At 72.7% G+C, this 21785-nt stretch carries 21 protein-coding genes; 16 read left to right on the top strand and 5 right to left on the bottom strand.

The annotated features are described in order from the left end of the window. The 4 genes from ACZ6WH_RS38215 to hutI form a co-directional block, all read left to right on the top strand. Window positions 1–152, top strand: a 152-nt coding sequence (locus ACZ6WH_RS38215; protein WP_469734686.1) for a hypothetical protein, incomplete at its 5' end; no start/stop codon positions are given. Window positions 153–169: 17 nt separating this feature from the next. After that, the gene (locus tag ACZ6WH_RS38210) at window positions 170–1357 is read left to right on the top strand and encodes an allantoate amidohydrolase (protein WP_469734684.1); all 1188 of its coding nucleotides are present in this window, start codon (window positions 170–172) and stop codon (window positions 1355–1357) included. Continuing rightward, window positions 1354–2691: a formimidoylglutamate deiminase gene (locus ACZ6WH_RS38205; protein WP_469734682.1), complete on the top strand. Its 1338-nt coding sequence runs from the start codon at window positions 1354–1356 to the stop codon at window positions 2689–2691. The genes ACZ6WH_RS38210 and ACZ6WH_RS38205 overlap by 4 nt, the downstream gene beginning before the upstream one ends. Before the next feature lie 118 nt (window positions 2692–2809). Next, window positions 2810–3979 (top strand): imidazolonepropionase, encoded by a 1170-nt coding sequence (gene hutI / locus ACZ6WH_RS38200; RefSeq protein ID WP_469734674.1) that lies wholly within the window; start codon window positions 2810–2812, stop codon window positions 3977–3979. A 145-nt stretch (window positions 3980–4124) separates the two neighbouring features. On the opposite strand, the gene ACZ6WH_RS38195 is transcribed toward hutI, so the two are convergent. Beyond that, window positions 4125–5057, bottom strand: coding sequence for an RNA polymerase sigma factor SigF (locus ACZ6WH_RS38195; RefSeq protein ID WP_432864396.1), 933 nt, complete (start codon window positions 5055–5057; stop codon window positions 4125–4127). A gap of 262 nt (window positions 5058–5319) precedes the next feature. Between ACZ6WH_RS38195 and ACZ6WH_RS38190 the strand changes: the two genes are divergently transcribed. The 6 genes from ACZ6WH_RS38190 (at window position 5320) to ACZ6WH_RS38165 (ending at window position 10796) form a co-directional block, all read left to right on the top strand. Next, a complete protein-coding gene (locus ACZ6WH_RS38190; protein WP_361568293.1) occupies window positions 5320–5691 on the top strand; it encodes an STAS domain-containing protein in 372 nt (123 codons plus the stop codon). A 193-nt stretch (window positions 5692–5884) separates the two neighbouring features. Next, entirely contained in the window at window positions 5885–6385 is a 501-nt protein-coding gene (locus ACZ6WH_RS38185) for an ATP-binding protein (RefSeq protein ID WP_361568296.1), read from the top strand. A 279-nt stretch (window positions 6386–6664) separates the two neighbouring features. Further along, entirely contained in the window at window positions 6665–7357 is a 693-nt protein-coding gene (locus ACZ6WH_RS38180) for an LPXTG cell wall anchor domain-containing protein (RefSeq protein ID WP_469734671.1), read from the top strand. A 51-nt stretch (window positions 7358–7408) separates the two neighbouring features. Then, entirely contained in the window at window positions 7409–8323 is a 915-nt protein-coding gene (locus ACZ6WH_RS38175; protein ID WP_469734669.1) for a COG1470 family protein, read from the top strand. Between the two features lie 5 nt (window positions 8324–8328). Further along, window positions 8329–9360: a hypothetical protein gene (locus ACZ6WH_RS38170; RefSeq protein ID WP_469734680.1), complete on the top strand. Its 1032-nt coding sequence runs from the start codon at window positions 8329–8331 to the stop codon at window positions 9358–9360. Continuing rightward, window positions 9360–10796 (top strand): hypothetical protein, encoded by a 1437-nt coding sequence (locus tag ACZ6WH_RS38165; RefSeq protein WP_469734667.1) that lies wholly within the window; start codon window positions 9360–9362, stop codon window positions 10794–10796. Before ACZ6WH_RS38170 ends, ACZ6WH_RS38165 begins: the two co-directional genes overlap by 1 nt. 214 nt (window positions 10797–11010) lie before the next feature. Here the strand turns inward: ACZ6WH_RS38165 and ACZ6WH_RS38160 are convergent, their stop codons facing one another. Continuing rightward, window positions 11011–12012, bottom strand: coding sequence for an alpha/beta fold hydrolase (locus ACZ6WH_RS38160; protein WP_469734665.1), 1002 nt, complete (start codon window positions 12010–12012; stop codon window positions 11011–11013). A gap of 132 nt (window positions 12013–12144) precedes the next feature. Then, entirely contained in the window at window positions 12145–13668 is a 1524-nt protein-coding gene (locus ACZ6WH_RS38155) for a peptide MFS transporter (protein ID WP_469734663.1), read from the bottom strand. Between the two features lie 439 nt (window positions 13669–14107). On the opposite strand from ACZ6WH_RS38155, the gene ACZ6WH_RS38150 reads away from it, so the two are divergent. Continuing rightward, a complete protein-coding gene (locus ACZ6WH_RS38150) occupies window positions 14108–14788 on the top strand; it encodes a response regulator transcription factor (protein ID WP_361568312.1) in 681 nt (226 codons plus the stop codon). A 37-nt stretch (window positions 14789–14825) separates the two neighbouring features. Next, on the top strand, window positions 14826–16112 hold the full coding sequence (locus tag ACZ6WH_RS38145; protein ID WP_432855260.1) for an ATP-binding protein: 1287 nt from the start codon (window positions 14826–14828) through the stop codon (window positions 16110–16112). Between the two features lie 61 nt (window positions 16113–16173). Here the strand turns inward: ACZ6WH_RS38145 and ACZ6WH_RS38140 are convergent, their stop codons facing one another. Together ACZ6WH_RS38140 and ACZ6WH_RS38135 are read right to left on the bottom strand one after the other, a co-directional pair. After that, complete coding sequence (locus ACZ6WH_RS38140; protein WP_469734661.1) at window positions 16174–16701, bottom strand: GtrA family protein; 528 nt, start codon at window positions 16699–16701, stop codon at window positions 16174–16176. A 168-nt stretch (window positions 16702–16869) separates the two neighbouring features. Beyond that, complete coding sequence (locus tag ACZ6WH_RS38135; RefSeq protein WP_469734659.1) at window positions 16870–17313, bottom strand: protease inhibitor I42 family protein; 444 nt, start codon at window positions 17311–17313, stop codon at window positions 16870–16872. Window positions 17314–17450: 137 nt separating this feature from the next. Between ACZ6WH_RS38135 and ACZ6WH_RS38130 the strand changes: the two genes are divergently transcribed. From ACZ6WH_RS38130 to ACZ6WH_RS38115, 4 genes are all read left to right on the top strand, one after another. Continuing rightward, window positions 17451–18590 carry a 5-(carboxyamino)imidazole ribonucleotide synthase gene (locus ACZ6WH_RS38130; RefSeq protein WP_469734657.1) on the top strand — a complete coding sequence of 380 codons (1140 nt, stop codon included), beginning with the start codon at window positions 17451–17453 and terminating at the stop codon, window positions 18588–18590. Continuing rightward, on the top strand, window positions 18587–19132 hold the full coding sequence (gene purE, locus ACZ6WH_RS38125; RefSeq protein WP_469734655.1) for a 5-(carboxyamino)imidazole ribonucleotide mutase: 546 nt from the start codon (window positions 18587–18589) through the stop codon (window positions 19130–19132). Before ACZ6WH_RS38130 ends, purE begins: the two co-directional genes overlap by 4 nt. Next, window positions 19129–20307 (top strand): dipeptidase, encoded by a 1179-nt coding sequence (locus ACZ6WH_RS38120; protein WP_469734653.1) that lies wholly within the window; start codon window positions 19129–19131, stop codon window positions 20305–20307. Before purE ends, ACZ6WH_RS38120 begins: the two co-directional genes overlap by 4 nt. A 191-nt stretch (window positions 20308–20498) precedes the next feature. Further along, window positions 20499–21752: a dipeptidase gene (locus ACZ6WH_RS38115; protein WP_432855242.1), complete on the top strand. Its 1254-nt coding sequence runs from the start codon at window positions 20499–20501 to the stop codon at window positions 21750–21752. Window positions 21753–21785: the final 33 nt, after the last annotated feature.

Raw genomic sequence — 21785 nt, 5'->3', positions numbered from 1 at the left:
CCGAGCTGGCCGGCGAGAAGATCCGCCGCGTCCTGACCAATGACCCGGGGATGGGTGTCATCCGGCACGTCGACGCCGGATACGACATCGCCGACTCCGTCGCGGCCGAGCGGGGCGTGCGCGTCCCGATGCGTGAGGGCGGCGACCAGTGAGCACTTCGTTCCACGAGATGTGGCGGGACCTGCTCCCCATCGGCCGGGACGCCGAGAGCAAGGGCTACCGCCGCTACGCCTGGACCGGCGCCGACGCCGACTGCCGGGCCTGGTTCCGGGCCCAGGCGGAGGCCCGCGGACTGACGTACGAGACCGACCGGAACGGCAACCAGTGGGCCTGGCTGGGCGACCCGGCCGCCGGGGACGCCGTCGTCACCGGCTCGCACCTGGACTCCGTACCGGACGGCGGCGCCTTCGACGGGCCGCTCGGCGTGGTGTCCTCCTTCGCGGCGCTGGACGAACTCCGCCGGAGGGGAGCGGAGTTCACCCGGCCGCTGGCCATCACCAACTTCGGTGACGAGGAGGGCGCCCGGTTCGGGCTGGCCTGTGTCGGGTCGCGGCTGGCCGCCGGGCAGCTGACCGTCGAGAAGGCGCACGAGCTGAAGGACGCCGACGGCATCAGCCTCCCGCAGGCCATGGAGCGGGCCGGTTACGACCCGGAGGCCATCGGCGCCGACGACGAGCGGCTCGCCCGCATCGGTGCGTTCGTCGAGCTGCACGTCGAGCAGGGCCGGGCGCTGGACCTCTCCGGCGACCCGGTGGGCGTCGCCTCCGCGATCTGGCCGCACGGCCGCTGGCGGTTCGACTTCCGCGGCGAGGCCAACCACGCCGGCACGACGCGCCTGGAGGACCGGCGCGACCCGATGCTCACGTACGCGCAGACCGTGCTCGCGGCCCGCGAGTACGCCGCGCGGCACGGCGCGCTGGCCACCTTCGGGAAGGTCGGCGTCGAGCCCAACGGCGTCAACGCCATCCCGTCCCTCGTCCGCGGCTGGCTCGACTCGCGCGCCGCCGACCAGGAGACGCTGGACGCGGTCGTCGGCGGGATCGAGCGGGCCGCGGCCGAGCGGGCCCTGGCCGACGGGGTGGACGTGCGCGTCACCCGGGAGTCCTTCACGCCCGTCGTGGAGTTCGCGCACGACCTGCGCGACCGGCTCGCCAAGACCCTCGGCGGCGTACCGGTGCTGCCGACCGGCGCGGGACACGACGCGGGTATTTTGTCCGCTACCGTCCCGACCGCCATGCTGTTCGTACGCAACCCCACCGGCGTCTCGCACTCGCCCGCCGAGCACGCGGCGGAGGACGACTGCGTCGCGGGGGTCCGCGCACTCGCCGACGTACTGGAGGGTTTGGCGTGCAGCTGACGCCGACGACGTACTGGCTGGAACACGCCTGGCTCGGCACGAATGTCGAGCCAGGGGTGGTCGTGGAGACCGCGGAAGGGCGGATCACCGCCGTCCGCACCGGCGTCGACGCGCCGCCACCCGGCGCGGAGACACTGCGCGGACTGACCCTCCCGGGCCTGGCCAACGCGCACTCGCACGCCTTCCACCGCGCGCTGCGCGGCACCGTGCAGGTGGGCTCCGGCACGTTCTGGACCTGGCGCGAGGTGATGTACGCGACCGCCGCGCAGCTCACGCCGGAGAGCTATCACGCGCTGGCACGGGCCGTGTACGCGGAGATGGCGCTCGCCGGGATCACCTGCGTCGGGGAGTTCCACTACCTCCACCACGCGCCCGGCGGCGGCCGCTACGACGACCCGAACGCGATGGGCGAGGCGCTGATCGCCGCCGCCGACGAGGCGGGCATCCGCATCACGCTGCTGGACACCGCCTATCTGTCGTCGGGCTTCGGCGAGCCGCCCAACCGGCAGCAGCTGCGGTTCAGCGACGGGGACGCACGGGCCTGGGCCGAGCGCGCCGGGCAGCTCAAGGACCGCACACACGCCCGGATCGGCGCCGCCGTGCACTCCGTACGGGCCGTACCGGCCGGACAGCTGGCCACCGTCGCGCAGTGGGCGGCGGACCGGCAGGCACCGCTGCACGTGCACCTCTCCGAGCAGACCGCCGAGAACGACGCCTGCCGGGCCGCGCACGGCTGCACGCCCACCCGGCTGCTCGCCGACCACGGCGTGCTGGGCCCGCGCACGACGGCCGTGCACGCCACCCACCTCACGGACGAGGACATCCGGCTCCTCGGCGACTCCGGCACCGGCGTGTGCATGTGCCCCACCACCGAGCGGGACCTCGCCGACGGCATCGGCCCCGCCACCACCGTGCAGAAGGCGGGCTCCCCGCTCTCGCTGGGCAGCGACAGCCACGCCGTCATCGACCTGTTCGAGGAGGCGCGGGCGATGGAGCTGAACGAACGGCTGCGCACCCGTACCCGGGGCCACTGGACCGCCGCCGCGCTGCTGCGCGCCGCGGCGCCCGACGGCCACCGGTCGCTCGGCTGGTCCGACGCGGGCGCGCTGCGCACCGGCGCGCTCGCCGACTTCACCACGATCGCGCTGGACACGGTGCGCACGGCCGGGCCGCTGCCCCGGCTCGGCGCGGAGACCGCCGTCTTCGCGGCCACCAACGCCGACGTCCGGCACACCGTCGTCGGCGGCCGGCAGGTCGTACGGGACGGCGAGCACACCCTCGTCCCCGACGTCCCCGCGGCGCTGGCCTCGGCGATCGATGCCCTGCGGGCCTGAACGGCCCCGGCCCCGCACCCCCGCGCGGGGTGCGGGGCCTCCGCACGTACCGGACCGCGCACGTACGGGAACCGCGTACGTACCGGAGCACCCACCCCCGAGAGGAAGCGCAACGACCATGTCGTCCACCGCCATCACGCACATCGGCAGCCTGGTCACCAACGACCCCTCGCTCGGCGCCGGCCCGATCGGCCTGATCGAGGACGCCGCCGTCGTCATCGAGGGCGACCGCGTCGCCTGGGTGGGGCCCAGCGGCCGCGCGCCGGCCGCCGACACCGTGCATGACGCGGGCGGCCGGGCCGCCGTCCCCGGCTTCGTCGACTCCCACTCCCACCTGGTCTTCGGCGGCGACCGCACGAAGGAGTTCAACGCCCGGATGTCGGGGCGCGCGTACTCGGCCGGCGGCATCCGCACGACCGTGGCGGCGACCCGCGCCGCCACCGACGAGGAACTCTCCGCGAACGTCGCGCACTACATGGCGGAGGCCCTGCGCCAGGGCACCACCACGTTCGAGACCAAGTCCGGGTACGGCCTCACCGTCGAGGACGAGGCGCGCGCCCTGCGCATCGCCGCGGCCCACACCGACGAGGTGACCTACCTGGGCGCGCACATCGTCCCGCCCGACTACGCGGAGGACCCGGCCGGCTACGTGGCGCTGGTCACCGGCCCGATGCTGGACGCCTGCGCCCCGCACGCCCGCTGGGTCGACGTCTTCTGCGAGAAGGGCGCCTTCGACGGCGACCAGGCCCGCGCGATCCTCACCGCCGGCAAGGAGCGCGGCCTGCTGCCCCGCATCCACGCCAACCAGCTCTCCTACGGCCCCGGCGTACAGCTGGGCGTCGAGCTGGACGCGGCCTCCGCCGACCACTGCACGCACCTCACCGACGCGGACGTGGACGCGCTCGCGCAGGGCAACACCGTCGCCACGCTGCTGCCGGGCGCGGAGTTCTCCACCCGCGCCGAGTGGCCCGACGCACGCCGCCTGCTGGACGCGGGCGCCACGGTCGCCCTCTCCACGGACTGCAACCCGGGCTCGTCCTTCACGTCCTCGATGTCCTTCTGCATCGCCCTCGCGGTGCGCGACATGAAGATGACGCCCGACGAGGCGATCTGGTCCGCCACGGCCGGCGGCGCGCAGGCCCTGCGCCGCACCGACGTGGGCCGCCTCACCCCCGGCTCCCGCGCCGACCTCGCCCTCCTGGACGCCCCCTCCCACGTCCACCTCGCCTACCGCCCGGGCGTGCCCCTGGTCACAGAGGTCTGGCGAGCGGGCGTACGCGCCGTCTGAGAGGCTCCGGGCCGCCGGGGCGGGCAAAAAGGGGCCGCGCCCCGCCGAACGGCCCGGAAAAGCGAAAGGGGGCCCGCCCCGAGGTACTCGGGGCCGGCCCTCCTCCGCGCGGTTCAGGCGTGCGGGACGCCGGGACCGCGGGGACTCACTCCTCGATCATCAGGCCCTTGCGGAGCTTGACCAAGGTGCGGGACAGCAGGCGGGAGACGTGCATCTGGGAGATGCCCAGCTCGTCGCCGATCTCCGACTGCGTCATGTTCGCGACGAAGCGGAGAGAGAGGATCTTGCGATCGCGCGGGGGAAGCTCCGCGATCAGAGGCTTGAGGGATTCCACGTACTCGATGCCTTCGAGGCCGTGGTCCTCGTAGCCGATGCGGTCCGCCAGCGCGCCCTCGGTGTCGTCCTCCTCGGGCTGGGCGTCCAGCGAGCTCGCGGTGTACGCGTTGCTCGCGGCCATCCCTTCGACGACCTCGTCCTTGGTGATGGACAGGCGCTCGGCCAGCTCGCTCACGGTGGGTGCGCGGTCGAGCTTCTGCGCCAGCTCGTCGCCGGCCTTGGCAAGGTCCAGGCGCAGCTCCTGAAGGCGCCGCGGGACCCGTACCGACCAGCTGGTGTCGCGGAAGAAACGCTTGATCTCGCCGACGATCGTCGGCATGGCGAAAGTGGGGAACTCCACTCCGCGGTCAAGTTCGAAGCGGTCGATCGCCTTGATCAGGCCGATCGTGCCGACCTGGACGATGTCCTCCATGGGCTCGCTGCGGGAGCGGAACCGGGAGGCCGCGAACTTCACCAGGGCGAGGTTGAGCTCCACCAGGGTGTTGCGGACGTACGCGTACTCGTGCGTGCCCTCTTCGAGGGTCTCCAGGCGCCGGAAGAGCGTCTTGGAGAGGGCCCGGGCGTCCACCGGTCCGACCTCGTCGTACGGCGGGATCTCGGGCAGGCCCTCGATCGCCGGCATTCCGTCGAATCCGGTCGCATCGATCGGCATGTGCTGGGCAGGGATCTGTTCGGACAGGGATGTCGACGACGCGTTGTCCGTGGTCTGGTCGGTGCGCACTTCGTCGAGCCGGGGTGACATGGTGTCCTCCATCGTTCTCGGCATATGGCTGCCGATGCCTGTACCTGAAGCTGCGGTCTGCGGCGCCTCCAAAGCCGGCTGTTTCGAATGTGTCCTCTCTACGCCTACCCGGCTTTGCCTGAAGATGGCAAGTGCGTGTTGTCCGTATTCGTGCAAGTACGCGCATTGTTCGGGTACCAGCCTGCGTATCTAAGGCGTAGGCTTCGACGTGCGCAGTCGTAAGCAGAACCAGACGCCGAGACAGCAAGAGGGGTGCGCGCGCATGGACCGTGGGACGGTCGGCAGTGCAAGCCGGGGACGGCTCCACGTCGGGGTCCGCCATCACGGCGCCAGTGCGGTCGTCGCCGCGGCGGGTGAGTTGGATCACCACACCGCGGAGTTGTTGCGCGAGTCACTCGAGGGCTGTGTCGACGATGGCTTTGTGCGACTGGTCGTGGACTGTTCGCAACTGGAGTTCATGGACTCCACGGGGCTGAACGTCCTGCTGGGCGCTCGCCTGAAGGTCGAGGCCGAGGGCGGCGGAGTGCACTTGGCGGCGATGCAGCCGGTGGTGGCCAGGGTCTTCGAGATCACCGGCGCCGACGCGGTCTTCACCGTGCACGACACGGTCGACGCGGCACTGGCCGGCGGCTGACCCGGATGCACGGGGCGGCAGTGACGAAAGGTCTGCGGAAGGACCGATCCCGATCACGTTGGCTCCATCACAACTTCCGTCCCCAAGAAGTGGGTGTTCTCACGGTCCGGCCGGGCAGGAGACATCTGAATCTGCTTGAACCCGTCAGGTATCCGTAATCCGTGAAAAGGCGAATCGGTGAGGTGAAGCGCTGATGAGCACCACCCGGCCGTACCCGCCGGGCGATCTGGGCCCGGACCCGGGGAACGCCGGCGCTGCCGCTGCCTCTCCGGCCACCGTTCCGGCCGGTCAGGTCCGCAGGCTGCGTCTCGCGGGCGCCCGTGGCGCTGTCGCCCGTGCCCGTGACTTCGCCCGTCAGGCGCTGCACGACTGGGGCTGGCTGCCGGCCGCCGGCGCCGATCAGCGGGCCGCGGCCGAGGACGTCCTGCTCGTCGTCTCCGAGCTGGTCACCAACGCCTGCCTGCACGCCGAGGGCCCGGAGGAGCTGGCGCTGCGCTGCAACGCCAAGATGCTGCGCCTGGAGGTCACCGACCTCGGGGCCGGCTCGCCCGCGCCGCGCACCCCGCACCGCGCGGGCCGCCCCGGCGGTCACGGCATGTTCATCGTCCAGCGGCTCTGCCTGGACTGGGGTGTCGTGCGCAACCCCGACGGCACGGGCAAGACCGTGTGGGCGGAGCTGGCCGCCCCGTCGTAGCGGAGTGGGCGGTGGTACCGGTACCGGATCGCCGCCTCCGCCACCTTTCCGCACCGCTCGCGCCGACTCGGCGGGGGCGGTTTTCCCGTGTTCCGGCGGGGTGCCGCCCGCCTCCGCCAGGGGCGTTCCCCGCCCCGGCGGGAATTCCGCGCGTTTCCGCCCGCTTCCCTTGTGCGCTCTCTCTTCCCTCCCCACGGCCCCCGGCGTACCTTGACGCCCAATCTGATGTGCCGTCAGTAACTTCCGGCGGTGCGGTAACCGGAAGAAGGGGAGATCGAGGTGGCCCGCTTCAACGCCCAGCGCAGCCGGCGCCGCACGGGCCCGGCCGGAACGGCGGCGGCCGTGCTGCTCACCGCGGCGACATCGGTGATGCTCACGGCACCCGCCGCGCACGCCGAGGTCGTCGACGTCAACTACCAGTGCAAGACGCCGATCGGGAACAAGGGCGCGGTCTCGCCCATCGACATCAAGTCCACGAAGTCCGGCGACGGCTACAAGCTGGTGATGTCCTTTCAGAAGGGCGTCTCCTCCAGCCCCATCGAGCTGGGCAAGGGCGCGATGAAGCCCAGCGCGCTGATCAAGCTGGGCGGTGCGGAGACCGGTGACCTGCCGGTGAGCGGACCGCCCAACGACAAGGCGATCCCCGCCAACACCCCGATCAAAATCAGCGACTTGAGCGGCACGTACACGCCGAAGAAGAGCGGCAAGGTCACCTTCACGGCCTCCACGCTCACCATCAAGGCGATGGGCACCACCACCACGTGCACGCCCAGCAACAACCCCGAGCCCGCGCTCTCCCTGGACGTCGAGGGGACCGGCGGCAGCGGCGGATCGTCCGCGCCGCCCGGCGACGAGCTGCCGCAGACCGGGCCCGCCGACGACGCCGTGGCGCTCGGCACGCTCGGCGGCACGGTGCTGCTCGCCGGGGCCGCCGGCACGCTCTGGCTGACCCGCCGCCGACAGCGCGCCTGACCCGCAGGACGCCGCAGGAGGACGAGCCCGTACGAGCTCCGGGAGCCGCCGATGCCCTTCCGTATCCGTGCCGTCGCCGCGGGCGCGACCGCGCTGACCGCCGCCGCGCTGCCCTGCGCGCCGCCCTCCGCCGCCGCGGACGGCGGCCGGCTCGCGGCGCCCGCGGGAGCGCACGCGCGCCCGTACTTCTACCTGGAGGGCGGGCCCGGCAGCGTGCTCACCGACCGGCTGGCGCTCACCAACCGCGAGGACCGCGCCCGGACGTTCACCGTGCGCCCCACCGACTCCGGCGCCGGGAGCGGGCCGGGCTCCGGCGACTGGATCGTCACGGCGGAGCGCACGGTGAAGGTGCCGGCGCGTACCCGTGCCGAGGTGCCGTTCACGGTCACCGTGCCGCGCGACGCCCTCCCGGGGGACCATCCGGCCGCGCTCTCCGTACGCGGCGCGGGCCCGTCCGCGGGTACCGCGGCCGTACCGGTCCATCTGCGGGTCACCGGCCCCACGCTGGCCGCCCTCACCGTAGAGAACGTGGCGGTGGCGGACCGCGACGGCACCGCCGTCATCCGGTACGACCTGGTCAACCGCGGCAACACGACGCTGGACCCCAGGGTCGCGGTCCGTGCCGAGGGGCTGCTCGGCAGCGCGCTGGGCCGGGCCGCCGGCCGGCTGCCCGACGGGCTGCCGCCCGGCCGCCGTGTCACCCGTACTGAGACCTGGCCGGACCCGCCCGCGCTGGACTCCGTCGACCTCACGGTCACGGCCACCGCGGCGGGCGGCGCGCACGGCACGGCCCGCGCGACGTACACGGCGGTGCCCTGGGCCGCCGTGGGGCTGATCTGCGTCGGCGGGGGCGCGGCGGCCGGCGGCTGGTTTCTGCGGCGGCGCCGCGCGGGTGCGGGCAGGCCCGCGGCGGAGGGCCAGGAGAGCGGCACGGAACGGGAGTTGGCGACGGGGGTGACGGCGTGAGCGGCATGAAGGGAGTACGCACGGGGCGGTCGGCGGTGGTCCGGCGGCGGGCCGTTTCCCTGGCGTCGGCGGCCGCCGCGCTCGCCCTCGCCTCGGCGCTCGTCACCCTGCCAGCGGCCGGCCCGGCGCGGGCCGCCGACGACAGCGGCAAGCCCGCCGTCGAACTCTCCCAGCGGCAGGCGGGCAAGGGCGGTTCGATCACCGTGACCGGCTCCGGCTGGCGGCCGAAGGCGCTGCTCACGCTGCTGATCTGCGGCCAGAACATGATCGGCGGCACGAATGCCTGTGCCAACGCCGACGGCCGCGCCGTCACCACCGGCAAGGACGGCCGCTTCCGTACGAAGCTGGCGGTCGCCGAGCCGCCGAAGCCGTGCCCGTGCGTCGTGCACGTCGCCACCGTGACCGGCCGGGCCGCGGCGGCGGACGCCCCCTTCACCGTCGCCGGCCATCCGGTGGCCCCGCTGCCCGAGCGGACCGGCGGCGGCCGGCTCGCCGTGCTGGCACCGGCCCGGCTGAGCGGCAGCTCGGGCCTGCTCACCTGGTTCGGCGCGCCCCCGCAGCGGGAGCTGGTCCTCACGGTCGGCAACCTCGGCGCCGAGCCCGCGAAGAACCCGGTCTTCCGGGTCGGCACCGGGCACGGCGTCCTCGCCCCGCAGTGGGAGGAACAGCAGTGGCGGGGCACCGTCCCGGCGGGGGAGAAGGCCCGGGTCACGCTGCCGGTCGAGCTGGCGGCGGGGGCGCACGGCGACTACACGGTCGCCGTGAAGTACGGCGGAAAGGTGCTGGCCGAGCAGCCGTGGCGGGTCGGCCGGCCCTGGGGCGTGACCCTCTTCTGGATCCTGCTGTGCGTCGTGGTGCCGGCCGCGGTCTTCCGCATCGGCATGGCGATCGTCGACAAGGTCCGGCCGCGCGGTCCGGTACCCGAGGCGGTACCGGCCGACGGCGCCGCCGAGCGCGGCCTGCCCTGGTTCACCCCGGACACCGCACCGTCCATCACCACATCCACCGAGCGACCGACGTCGAAAGGTACTTCGTGATGAGGCAACGGAGGAGAGCGGCCGCGGCCGGGAGCGCGCTGGTGCTCGCCGGCGCGGGACTGCTGGCGGTGTCCGGTACGGCCGCGGCGGCGGACCCGGTACCGGGCCTGTCGGACGCCGCGACCGGTGTGTCGTACGCGACCGAGTGCATCCCGCCGCCGATCTCCGGCCTGGACCCCGTACAGGGGACCACCGAGGTCGAGATCACCGCGCCGGCCACCGCGAAGGTGGGCGACGAGGTCGAGGTGGTGTGGAAGACGGTCACGGCCGCTTCCAAGAACCCGGACGTCCTGGACCTGGCCAAGGACACCGTGCTGCCGAGCGGAGTGCTGAAGGCGGGCGGCGCGCAGACCGGTGACATCGCCATGAAGGGCCTGCGGCAGAACCCGCCGATACCGAAGAACAGCGCGATGGTGCTGTCCGACATGAAGGGCAAGCTGAAGCTGGAGAAGCCGGGCGAGGTCACGCTCACGCCCGGCAACTACACGATCAACGTCAACAAGCCGATCTCCACGGACACCAAGTGCGCGCCGAAGGAGGAGGTGAAGCCGGCGGTCACCATCAAGGTCACCGACGGCGGCGGCTCCTCGTCCGGCGGCTCGTCCACGGGCGGGTCCGACACGGGCGGTACGTCCTCCTCCGGCGGGTCCTCCGCGGGCGGCTCGGACTCCGGCGGGACGGCCTCCGGCGGCGGCAACGGCTCGTCGGGCGGCGGCAGCGGAGGCGCCACGGGCGGCTCCAGCGGCGGCAACGGCGACCCCGACGGCACCGCGTACAAGGGCAAGGAGGTCGAGGTCCCGTACGCCTGCAAGACCCCGATCGGGGACAAGAAGGCCACCTCGCCGGTGCAGATCAACGGCACCAAGAAGGGCGGCGCCTTCGACCTGACCGTGAAGTTCTCCAAGTCGGTGATGGACAGCCCGGCGGACATCCCGGCGGACTCGGTCAAACCGTCGATGGAGGTGAAGCTGGGCGGCGCGGACAAGGGAACGGTGCACGTCGAGGGCGCGACCAACAAGGAGCCGATCAAGTCCGGCGATCCCATCGAGATCCCCGACCTCAAGGGCACGTACAAGCCCGGCGCCGACGGGAAGGCGACGCTCACGCCCGGTGTCCTGACGGTCGAGGCGCTCGGCACGACGACGACCTGCACGCCCGAGAAGGACCCGGGCGTCTCGCTCGAACTCGACACCAGCGCCCAGCCGGGCGGCGCGAGCGGCGGCACGGGCTCGGGCGGCTCCTCCGGCGGCGCGGCGTCCGGCGGAGGGGCGGGCAGCGGCGGCACCTCGGGAGCGGCGGGCGGCTCCGGCGGCCTCGCCGACACCGGCGCGGCGGACCACGGCGGTCTGCAGGCCCTCGGGCTGATCGCCGGCACCGTCCTGCTCCTCGGCGGCGCCGTCTTCACCTTCATGCCACGCCGCTACCTGCGGCGCTGACCGGAGCGGACGGACCGGCCGCCGCCCGGCCCCACGGATGTACGGCCGGGCGTCACCGGGGACGTTCACTCCGCATACGACGGGAGGGGACGGGCCGCAGCGGGTGGGGTACCGGACGTAAAGCGAAGCAGACCGGTACCCCACCCGCGGAGGCCCGGCACCGTCACCACCGACCAAGGCGGCGCCCTTCGCACCACCGCCGCGCGTCCCGGCCCTAGGGCTGCGCGGCCGGGCTCTGCGGCTGTTCGGCGGGGGACGTGGGCGCCGCGGCGGCCGCCGGTGGCTGGGTACGGGCCGTCAGCCAGGCCAGTACCCGGCGTTCGGTCGCAGGGCGGGTGAGGGCCGTCATGCCGTGCCCGGTCCCGGGGACGACGGACACCGTGGCCGCGGGCTCGGCCTTCGCCAGGCCCCGGGAGTGCGCCACCGGGACGAAGTCGTGCGCGAAGTGCGCCAGCAGCATCGGCATCCCGGGGCCGCCGGGCCGCTTCGGGCCGCCCGGCGCCCAGCTCTTCGCGGCCATGTCGTCCCAGGTCGCGCGGCACTTCGCGGCGGCCATCGCGGTCGCCTTCCGCGCCGTCGGGTCGCACCCCGCGAGCTTCCGCGCCTCGCGCCGCAGCCTGCGCTGCCGGTCCGAGGCGCCGGAGCGGGCGCCGTCCCGCCAGGCGAGGTAGGGATCGGCCACCGGCGACAGCGCGACCACCCCGGCGGGCCGGTACGCGGTGCCGGCGGCGTACTCCGCGGTGTTCGCCGCGATCTGGCCGCCCGCCGACGAGCCGAGCAGCACGATCCGGCGGGGGTCGGTCCGGAAGCGGGCGGCCTGGGCGCGGATCCAGCGCAGCGCGGTGAGCGCGTCGGTGCGCTGGGCGGGCCAGGGCGCGTCGGTGTTGAGCCGGTAGTCCACGTCGAAGACGACGAAGCCGCGGGCGGCCAGCTTCCGGGCCCAGCCGCTCCAGTCGGAGTCCTGCGCCCAGTACCCGCCGTGCAGGATCATCACGGCGGGCCGGAGATCCTGCCCCGGCGCGCGGTAGGCCCCGATGGTCTGCCGCTCCGTGGGGCCGTACGCGTACGTCCCCAGGTACGGATCGCGCCCGCCCGGCACGTCCCCGGCGGCCCGCCCGTCCTGTGCCGCCGCGGCCCGCCCGGTCCCCGGCACCACCGCCAGACACACCGCCGCCAGCACCCCGCACACCCCGGCCCACACACTCCCTCGGCGCATACACCGATCGTTACCGCGCCCCGGTCCGGCTCTCCCGGAGGGCCGCGCGCCCCACTCGAACGGCCGCAGCACGCGAAGGGCCCCCGGCACCGTGGTGCCGGGGGCCCTTCGTCCGCAGGGTCAGCGGGTCCGTCAGTGGATCTCGCCCATGCGGGCCCGGACCTGCTTGCGGTACATGTAGATCGCGAAGCCCGCGAGCGCCGCGAGGATCGCCTCGACGAGGACCGCGCGCGAGCCGCTCATGTCGACGCCGCCGATGGCCAGCAGGCTGGTGACCGAGTCACCCGCGGTGTTGGCGAGGAACCAGATGCCCATCATCTGGCTGGCGTACTTCAGCGGCGCCATCTTCGTGGTCAGCGACAGGCCGACGGGGGAGAGGCACAGCTCACCGATGGTCTGGATGAAGTAGATGCCGAGCACCCACATCGGGCTGACCTTCGTGCCGTCGGTCGCGATGGCCAGCGGCAGCAGGAAGAAGAAGAACGAGACGCCGATGAGGAACAGGCCGGCGGCGAACTTCAGGATCGTGCTGGGCTCCTTGCCCTTCCGGTTCAGCCACAGCCACAGCCAGGCGAAGACCGGGGCCAGCGCCATGACGAAGATCGGGTTCAGCGACTGGAACCAGGTGGACGGGAAGGAGAGGCCGAACAGCTCGCCGGAGGTCTTGGTGGTGCCGAACGCCTGGACGGTGGAGCCGCCCTGGTCGTAGATCATCCAGAAGGCCGCGGCGGCGACGAAGAACCAGATGTAGGCCGAGACCTTGCTCTGGTCGTCGCTGGAGAGCTCCTTGTCCCGCTTGATGCGGAAGAGGACGGCGGCCGGGATGAGGATGCCGAGCACGCCCAGCGGGATCATCGCCCAGTTCAGGGTGAAGTGACCGGTGAAGGACACCACGCCGTAGAAGACCGCGGCGATGATGAGCCAGGTCAGGCCCTTGCGCAGCCAGGAGTTGCGCTCCTCGGCGCTGAGCGGGGTGGGGACCTTGTTGCTCTCCGGGCTCAGGTGCTTGGTGCCCAGCAGGAACTGGAGCAGACCGAGGCCCATGCCGACGGCGGCGAGGCCGAAGCCCAGGTGCCAGTTGTGGCTCTCGCCGACGGTGCCGATGATGAGCGGGGCCAGGAACGCACCGACGTTGATGCCGATGTAGAAGATCGTGAAGCCGCCGTCACGACGCGGGTCGTTCGGCCCGTCGTAGAGGTGGCCGACCATCGTGGAGATGTTGGCCTTCAGCAGACCGGAGCCGATCGCCACCAGCGCCAGGCCGGCGAAGAAGAAGCCCTGCCCCGGGCCGGCCAGCGAGAGGTGGCCGAGCATGATGACCGTGGCCGCGATGGCGACGGTCTTGCGCGGGCCCCAGACGCGGTCGGCGAGCCAGCCACCGGGCATGGCCAGGAGGTAGACCATCGCCATGTAGATGGAGTAGATGGCCGTGGCCGTGGCGGCGTTGAACGCCAGGCCGCCTTCGCGGATGCCCGATCCGTCCGGGCCACCGGACAGCAGGTAGATCGTGAGCAGGGCCCGCATGCCGTAGAAGCTGAAGCGCTCCCACATCTCGGTCATGAAGAGGGTGGCCAGTCCGCGGGGGTGGCCGAAGAAGGTCTTGCCGCCGGCAGGGGTTCCCTGCCCAGGGGAATCCTTCGTCAGGCTGGACGCCATGGTCGATCCTTGAGTGATCGGGACGCGCAGGTGGGGCCGCGCGCCCGGGTCGGCTGACCGGCACCGGCGCAGTGCCGTCCGCCCCCACGCCCGGTAGGGGGTGCGACACCACTGTGGAGAGAGGAATCGACAGGACGGCCGTACACCGGAATCCACGCCCCCGTTCTGCGTGCGATGGACCCGGTCTAAGAGGTCATTTGCCCGCGGGTCCGGTCGTGCCGGGCCCGCACACAACAGGGACCCTGACGTCGCATGAGCGTCATGGTCCCGGGTTGTACGACGGACGTTCTGCCACTGTACGACGCGCGTAGCTGAGGTTGGTGCCAGTGAGACAACGGTCACATGGCGACCCGGGAACCGAGGGGTGCACACCCGCGGTCACCCGGGGGACCCCCCGGAGGGGCATCGTGGCTGTGACCTGTCGGACTACCATCGGGCCATGACCCGTGTACTGCTCGCCGAGGATGACGCGTCCATCTCGGAGCCGCTCGCTCGCGCACTCCGCCGTGAGGGTTACGAAGTCGAGGTGCGTGAGGACGGCCCCACGGCGCTCGACGCCGGTCTGCAGGGCAACATCGACCTGCTCGTGCTCGACCTGGGACTGCCCGGCATCGACGGCCTGGAGGTCGCCCGCCGGCTGCGCAACGAAGGCCACTCCTTCCCGATCCTGGTCCTCACCGCCCGTGCGGACGAGGTGGACACCGTGGTCGGCCTGGACGCCGGCGCCGACGACTACGTCACCAAGCCCTTCCGGCTCGCGGAGCTGCTCGCGCGGGTGCGGGCCCTGCTCCGCCGCGGCACGACCGCCGAGCCCCAGCAGCCGCCGGCCACCCATGGCGTCCGGATCGACGTGGAGTCCCACCGCGCCTGGATGGGCGAGGAGGAACTCCAGCTGACGGCCAAGGAGTTCGACCTGCTGCGGGTGCTGGTGCGGGACGCCGGCCGGGTGGTGACCCGCGATCAGCTGATGCGCGAGGTCTGGGACACCACCTGGTGGTCCTCGACGAAGACGCTCGACATGCACATCTCCTGGCTGCGCAAGAAGCTGGGCGATGACGCCGCCAACCCCCGTTACATCGCGACCGTGCGCGGCGTGGGCTTCCGCTTCGAGAAGAGCTGAAGCCCCGAGGAACCACCCACCCCGCCCGGAGGGCACCGTGCGCCGCCGACTGATCAACTCCACCCTCGCCGTGGTGCTCGTCGTGATCGCCGTGTTCGGCGTCTCGCTCGTCATCGTGGAGACCCGCACCATCCAGGCGGGGGCCCAGGAGAGCGTGGGCGCCGAGGCCGTACGGCTGGTGGGCATGGTGGAGAGCCGGCTCAGCGGCGGCGAGAAGATCACCGCCGAGGTGCTGTCCGAGCAGATCACCACCGACCGGTACGCCCGGATCAAGGTGCCGGGCCACGCCCCGGTGGAGATCGGGGAGCGGCCCTCGGGCGACGTCATCGACGCGACCGTGCACGGTGAGCGGGGCGAGACGGTCACCGTCCAGGAGCCCCGCTCCGCTGTCAGCGCCGAGATCGGCCGGACCCTGCTGATCATCCTGGCGGTCGCCGCGCTCGCCGTCCTCGCCGCCGTCTTCCTCGCCGTACGCCAGGCCCGGCGGCTGACCGCCCCGCTCACCGACCTCGCCGAGACCGCCGAACGGCTCGGCTCCGGCGACCCCCGGCCGCGCCACCGCCGCTACGGCGTGCACGAGCTGGACCGGGTCGCGGACGTGCTGGACGCCTCCGCCGAGCGGATCGCGCGGATGCTCACCGCCGAGCGCCGGCTCGCCGCCGACGCCTCCCACCAGCTCCGTACGCCGCTGACCGCGCTGTCCATGCGGCTGGAGGAGATCACCCTCACCGACGACCCGGAGACGGTGAAGGAGGAGGCGACGATCGCCCTGGGCCAGGTCGACCGGCTCAGCGACGTCGTCCAGCGGCTGCTGACCAACTCCCGCGACCCCCGTTCCGGCTCCGCCGTCGCCTTCGACCTGGACGAGGTCGTCAAGCAGCAGATCGAGGAGTGGCGGCCCGCCTACCGCAGCGCGGGCCGGGCCATCGTCCGGTCGGGCAAGAAGAACCTGCGGGCCGTGGGCACGCCGGGCGCGGTCGCCCAGGTCCTCGCGACCCTGATCGAGAACTCGCTGATGCACGGTGACGGCACGGTGGCGCTGCGCACCCGGGTCACCGGCAACCAGGCCGTCGTGGAGGTCACCGACGCGGGCCCCGGCGTACCGCCCGACCTGGGCTCCCGGGTCTTCGAGCGGACGGTGAGCGGCCGCAACTCCACCGGCCTGGGGCTCGCGGTGGCCCGGGACCTGGCGGAGGCGGACGGCGGCCGGCTGGAGCTGCTCCAGCAGGAGCCGCCGATCTTCGCGCTCTTCCTCAGCCGGGAGTCCGAGCAGTACCGGCCCGGGGACGAGGACGAGCCGGGGCACGCCGCCAGTCCGCGCTGAGCGCCCGGCGGCGCCGGATCGGGCTCACGGGCACACGGGCGCCGGCAGCGCCGGACCGTGCTCACGGTCGCCGGCCGCGCGCCGGGGCCCCGGAGGGGGAGTTCTCCGTCCCGGAGGCGGAGAGGAAGGATTCCGCGGTCTCCACGGCCTCCTTGGCGGGCAGCGCCCGGAAGACCCAGGAGCGGTAGGACCAGAAGCGGAAGAGCGTGGCGATGCCGATGCCGAGGAACTTGAACACGTTGTTCTGGAGCGGGGTGTTCCAGCCGCACCAGTACGTCGCGGCGTAGAGGATGCCGTTCTCGATCACCAGGCCGACCGCGCTGAAGAAGACGAAGAGCACCAGTTCCTTGGTGCGGCCGCTCTTGTCCCGGTCCCGGTAGGTGAAGTAGCGGAAGCCGATGTAGTTGAAGAGGATCGCGACGACCGTCGCGACGATCCCGGCCCGCACCACGGGCAGCTCGGTGGTGTGCCGTACGAGGTTGAAGACCACGAGGTTGACCAGCACGCCGGCCCCGCCCACCGCGCCGAACTTCACGATCTCGCGGGTCAGCAGCCGAAGCCGCGAGCGCAGCGCGCTCCGTCCAGACATGGTGGTGGCTCAGCTCCCCGTGACGGCGTCATGTCGGGCGGGCCGTGGTCGGCGGTCCGCCGCCCACTCATGCTAACCAGCGCGCCGACGGGCCGCCCGGGGCCCGTGCGTCACTTCGGACGGCGGTGGACGCCCCGTCACCGTGGACTGCCGCCGCGTCACCGCGGGCTAGTCCGTCACCGTGACACGGAAGGCGAGCAGCTCGCCGCCGCGGTCGGGGTCGGCCCGGTCCGTGCCGCACTGGAAGCAGTACCGCAGCCTCAGCTCGGTACGGCCGGCGCGGACGGCCTGGAACTCCAGGAAGCGGGTGCCGCCGGAGCCGGCCACCACCGGTTCGTCGGCGTCGTAGTGGCTGCCGGCCGGCTTGAGCACGTGCGGGTCGGGGGCCGGCGGCTCGACGCTCCAGCGGTAGCCGGTGCTCGGGTTGTCGTCCAGCTCTATCGAGAAGCGCTCGCCGGGGGAGACGGAGATGACGGTGTCCTGCGGTCCGTAGACCTCCGGACCGGCGGTGAGCAGGGATATCAGGGAGTACACGGTCACCAGCAGTGCCGCCACCGCGATCGTGATGCCGATCTTGCGGGACGGCGTGGATATGCCGTCGGTGCCGTCCATGCGTCCTCCCCCTGTCCGCGCGTCCGGGTGAGCCTATCGCCCGGTGGCGGCTCGTACAGAGGCGTGGATCGCCCGAATTCGGAGGATCCTCCAAGGGGTGGCCGGGAACGGTCGGTCGGAGCGGATACCCTGAAGGCGTGACGTTTCCGGTAGTCGGCATGGTCGGCGGCGGACAGCTGGCTCGTATGACCCACGAGGCAGGCATCCCCCTCGGCATCAGGTTCAAGCTCCTCAGTGACACTCCGCAGGACTCAGCTGCGCAGGTCGTCGGCGATGTCGTCGTCGGCGACTATCGCGATCTGGACACCCTGCGCGAGTTCGCGCGCGGCTGTGACGTGATCACTTTTGATCACGAGCACGTGCCCACCGAGCATCTGCGGGCCCTGGAGGCGGACGGCATCCCCGTCCGCCCCGGTCCCGAGGCGCTCGTGCACGCGCAGGACAAGGGGGTGATGCGCGCGAAGCTGACCGAGATCGGTGCCCCGTGCCCGCGGCACCGCATCGTCTCGGACCCGGCGGACGTGGAGCGGTTCGCGGCCGAGGGCGACGGGTTTCCGGTCATCCTGAAGACCGTCCGCGGGGGCTACGACGGCAAGGGTGTCTGGTTCGTGCGATCCGCCAAGGACGCCGAGGAGCCGTTCCGCGCCGGGGTGCCCGTGCTCGCCGAGGAGAAGGTCGACTTCACCCGGGAGCTGGCCGCCAACATCGTCCGCTCCCCGCACGGCCAGGCCGTCGCGTACCCGGTCGTGGAGTCCATCCAGGTCGACGGCGTCTGCGACACGGTGATCGCGCCCGCCCCCGACCTCTCCGAGGAGCTGTCCGCGCAGGCCCAGGAGCTGGCGCTGCGGATCGCCAGGGAGCTGGACGTGGTCGGCCACCTCGCGGTCGAGCTGTTCGAGACCGCCGACGGCCGCGTCCTCGTCAACGAGCTGGCGATGCGCCCGCACAACTCCGGGCACTGGAGCCAGGACGGCGCGATCACCTCGCAGTTCGCCAACCACGTCCGCGCGGTCCTGGACCTGCCGCTGGGCGACCCGCGCCCGCGCGCCAAGTGGACCGTGATGGCCAATGTGCTCGGCGGCGACTACCCGGACATGTACAGCGCGTACCTGCACTGCATGGCCCGGGACCCGCAGCTGAAGATCCACATGTACGGCAAGGACGTGAAGCCGGGCCGTAAGGTCGGGCACGTCAACACCTACGGCGACGACCTGGCCGACGTGCGTGAGCGCGCCGCGCACGCCGCCGGCTACCTGCGAGGAACGATCACCGAATGAGCCAGAGCAGCTACCGGGCACCTGTTGTCGGCATCGTCATGGGCTCCGACTCCGACTGGCCCGTCATGGAGGCCGCGGCGCAGGCCCTCGACGAGTTCGAGATCCCCTACGAGGTCGACGTCGTCTCCGCGCACCGCATGCCGCGCGAGATGGTCGCGTACGGCGAGGAGGCCGCGGGCCGCGGCCTGAAGGCGATCATCGCGGGTGCCGGGGGAGCCGCTCACCTGCCGGGCATGCTGGCCTCGGTCACCCCGCTGCCCGTCATCGGCGTCCCCGTCCCGCTGAAGTACCTCGACGGCATGGACTCGCTGCTCTCCATCGTGCAGATGCCGGCCGGCGTGCCCGTCGCCACGGTCTCCGTCGGCGGCGCCCGCAACGCCGGGCTGCTCGCAGCCCGGATGCTCGCCGCGCACGACGAGGAGCTCCAGGCGCGGATGCGCGAGTTCCAGCAGGAGCTGAACGACCAGGCCACCGAGAAGGGCAAGCGGCTGCGCAACAAGGTCGCGGGCAACGAAGGGTTCGGCTTCGGGGGCGGCAAGTGAGCGAGGCGGCCCGCGACCTCCTCGCCCGCTGGCCCGTCGTCGACGGCCACAACGACCTGCCCTGGGCGCTGCGCGAGCAGGTCCGGTACGACCTGGACCGACGCGACATCGCCACCGACCAGTCCGCGCACCTGCACACCGACATCCCCCGGCTGCGCGCGGGCGGCGTCGGCGCGCAGTTCTGGTCGGTGTACGTACGCTCCGACTACGACGGCGACCGGGCGGTGAGCGCCACCCTGGAGCAGGTCGACTGCGTGGCGCAGCTGATCGACCGTTACCCGGGCGACCTGCGGCGCGCGTACACCGCCGACGACATGGAGGCGGCCCGCGCCGAGGGGCGGATCGCGTCCCTCATGGGCGCCGAGGGCGGCCACTCCATCCACTGCTCGCTGGCCACCCTGCGTGCCCTGTACGCGCTCGGCGTGCGCTATATGACGCTGACCCACAACGACACCATCGCCTGGGCGGACTCGGCGACCGACGAGCCGCGCCACGACGGCCTCAGCGCCTTCGGCGAGGAGGTCGTCCGGGAGATGAACCGGCTCGGCATGCTCGTCGACCTCAGCCACGTCTCGGCCGACACCATGCGGGACGCGCTGCGGGTCAGCGAGGCGCCGGTGATCTTCTCGCACTCCTCGGCGCGCGCGGTCTGCGACCATCCGCGCAACATCCCCGACGACGTGCTGGAGCGGTTGGCAGCCAACGGCGGTACCGCGATGGCCACCTTCGTGCCCAAGTTCGTGCTGCCCGAGGCCGGGGAGTGGACGCACCGCGCCGACGAGAACATGCGCGCGCACGGCCTGCACCACCTCGACACCACCGAGGCCGGCATGAAGGTGCAGCGCGCCTTCGAGGCGGCGCACCCCCGCCCGACGGCCACCGCCGCCACCGTCGCCGACCACCTCGACCACATGCGCGAGGTCGCCGGTGTCGACCACATCGGCGTCGGCGGCGACTACGACGGCACCGCCTTCACCCCGGACGGCCTCACCGATGTGGCCGGCTATCCGAACCTGGTCGCGGAGCTGCTGGACCGCAAGTGGTCCGAGGCCGATCTCGCCAAGCTCACCTGGCAGAACGCGGTCCGTACGCTGCGCGACGCGGAGGACGCGGCACGCGGCATCCAGGAGCGGCGCGGCCCGTCGAACGCGACGATCGAGCAGCTGGACGGCTGAGGGCCGGTCAGCTCGGCGGCGGAGCACGGCAGACGCACCACCCGGCCCGTCCCGCCGGGGGTGTCGGCCGAACGGGCCACACCCCCGGGCGCGGGTCCGCGCGCCCGATGCCCCGTACGCATCACTCACCGCGAACAAGTGGATCTCCCGTGTCACGGTGGCCCTACTGCCACCGATACAGGAGTTCCGAAATGGCCGACCTCGCCCCCGATCTGGAAGCCGCAGACCTCACCGGTGCCGCCGGGGATCTCGGCGCCGCCGAGGACGCCCACTCCCCGTACGGAACACTCGGGCGTCCCGCCGACCCGCCGCTGCGCCGCGACCCGCTCACCCGGGCACACGCGCTGCTCGCCGCACACCCCGTCTTCGACGGCCACAACGCCCTGCCCTGGGCGCTGCGGCTGCACCACGGCGACGACCTGACACCGGGTCACTACTACGACCTCGAATACGGCGAGCCCGCCGTCAGCACCGACATCCCGCGGCTCCAGCAGGGCCGGGTCGGCGCGCAGTTCTGGTCGGTGCAGGTGCCGACCGCGCTCAGTGGCGACCACGCCATCAGCGCCACGCTCGAACAGATCGACTTCGTGCACCAGCTGGTGCGGGCCTACCCCGAGGCGCTGCGCCTGGCGATGACGGCCGACGACGTCACCGAGTGCCGCAACCGCGGCCGGATCGCCTGCCTGCTCGGCTCGGCCGGCGGCCAGATCATCGACAGCTCGCTCGGCGCGCTGCGTGCCCTGCACACCCTCGGCGTGCGGTCCATGCTGCTCACGCCGGACCGCAACACGCCCTGGGCGGACGCGGCGGCCGACACTCCGTGCGCGGGCGGCCTCACCGCCTTCGGCGAGGAAGTGGTCCGCGAGATGAACCGCCTCGGGATGCTCATCGACCTGTCGTACGCCTCGGCCGACACGATGCGGCACACGATGGCCATCACCAAGGCGCCGGTCTTCCTCAACCGCTGCGCGGCCAGGAACCTGACGAACCACCGGCACAACGTGCCCGACGACGTCCTCGCCCAGCTGCCCCGCAACGGTGGCATCTGCATGGTCACCTTCGCCCCGCAGCGGGTGGCGGGGCCGGTGGGCCACGCGACCATCGAGGACGTCGCCGACCACCTCGACCACGTACGGAACGTGGCGGGCGCGCAGCACGTCGGGCTCGGCGGCGGCTTCGACACCGACCCGGCCGACGGGCGGCCGCAGGGGCTGGAGGATGTCTCCGGCTATCCGCTGCTGATCGCCGAGCTGATCTCCCGCAACTGGTCCTTCTCCGACCTGGCCGGGCTGACCTGGGGGAACGCGCTGCGTGCGATGCGTGGCGCGGAGTTCGCAGCGCGCGAGGCACGACACCGGCGCGGGCCGTCCACGGCGACCATCGACCGGCTGGACCGGGCCGACCGGCGGGACCGGATGACCCGGCTGCACTGGGCCTGGACCTGACGGCCGCGGTACGGGGCGGGACCCGCCGCCCCG

It is taken from the genome of Streptomyces sp. NPDC050806, from assembly GCF_055586425.1.
Note: the sequence above shows the minus strand (reverse complement) of the source record. Positions and strands in the feature narration are given on the sequence as shown.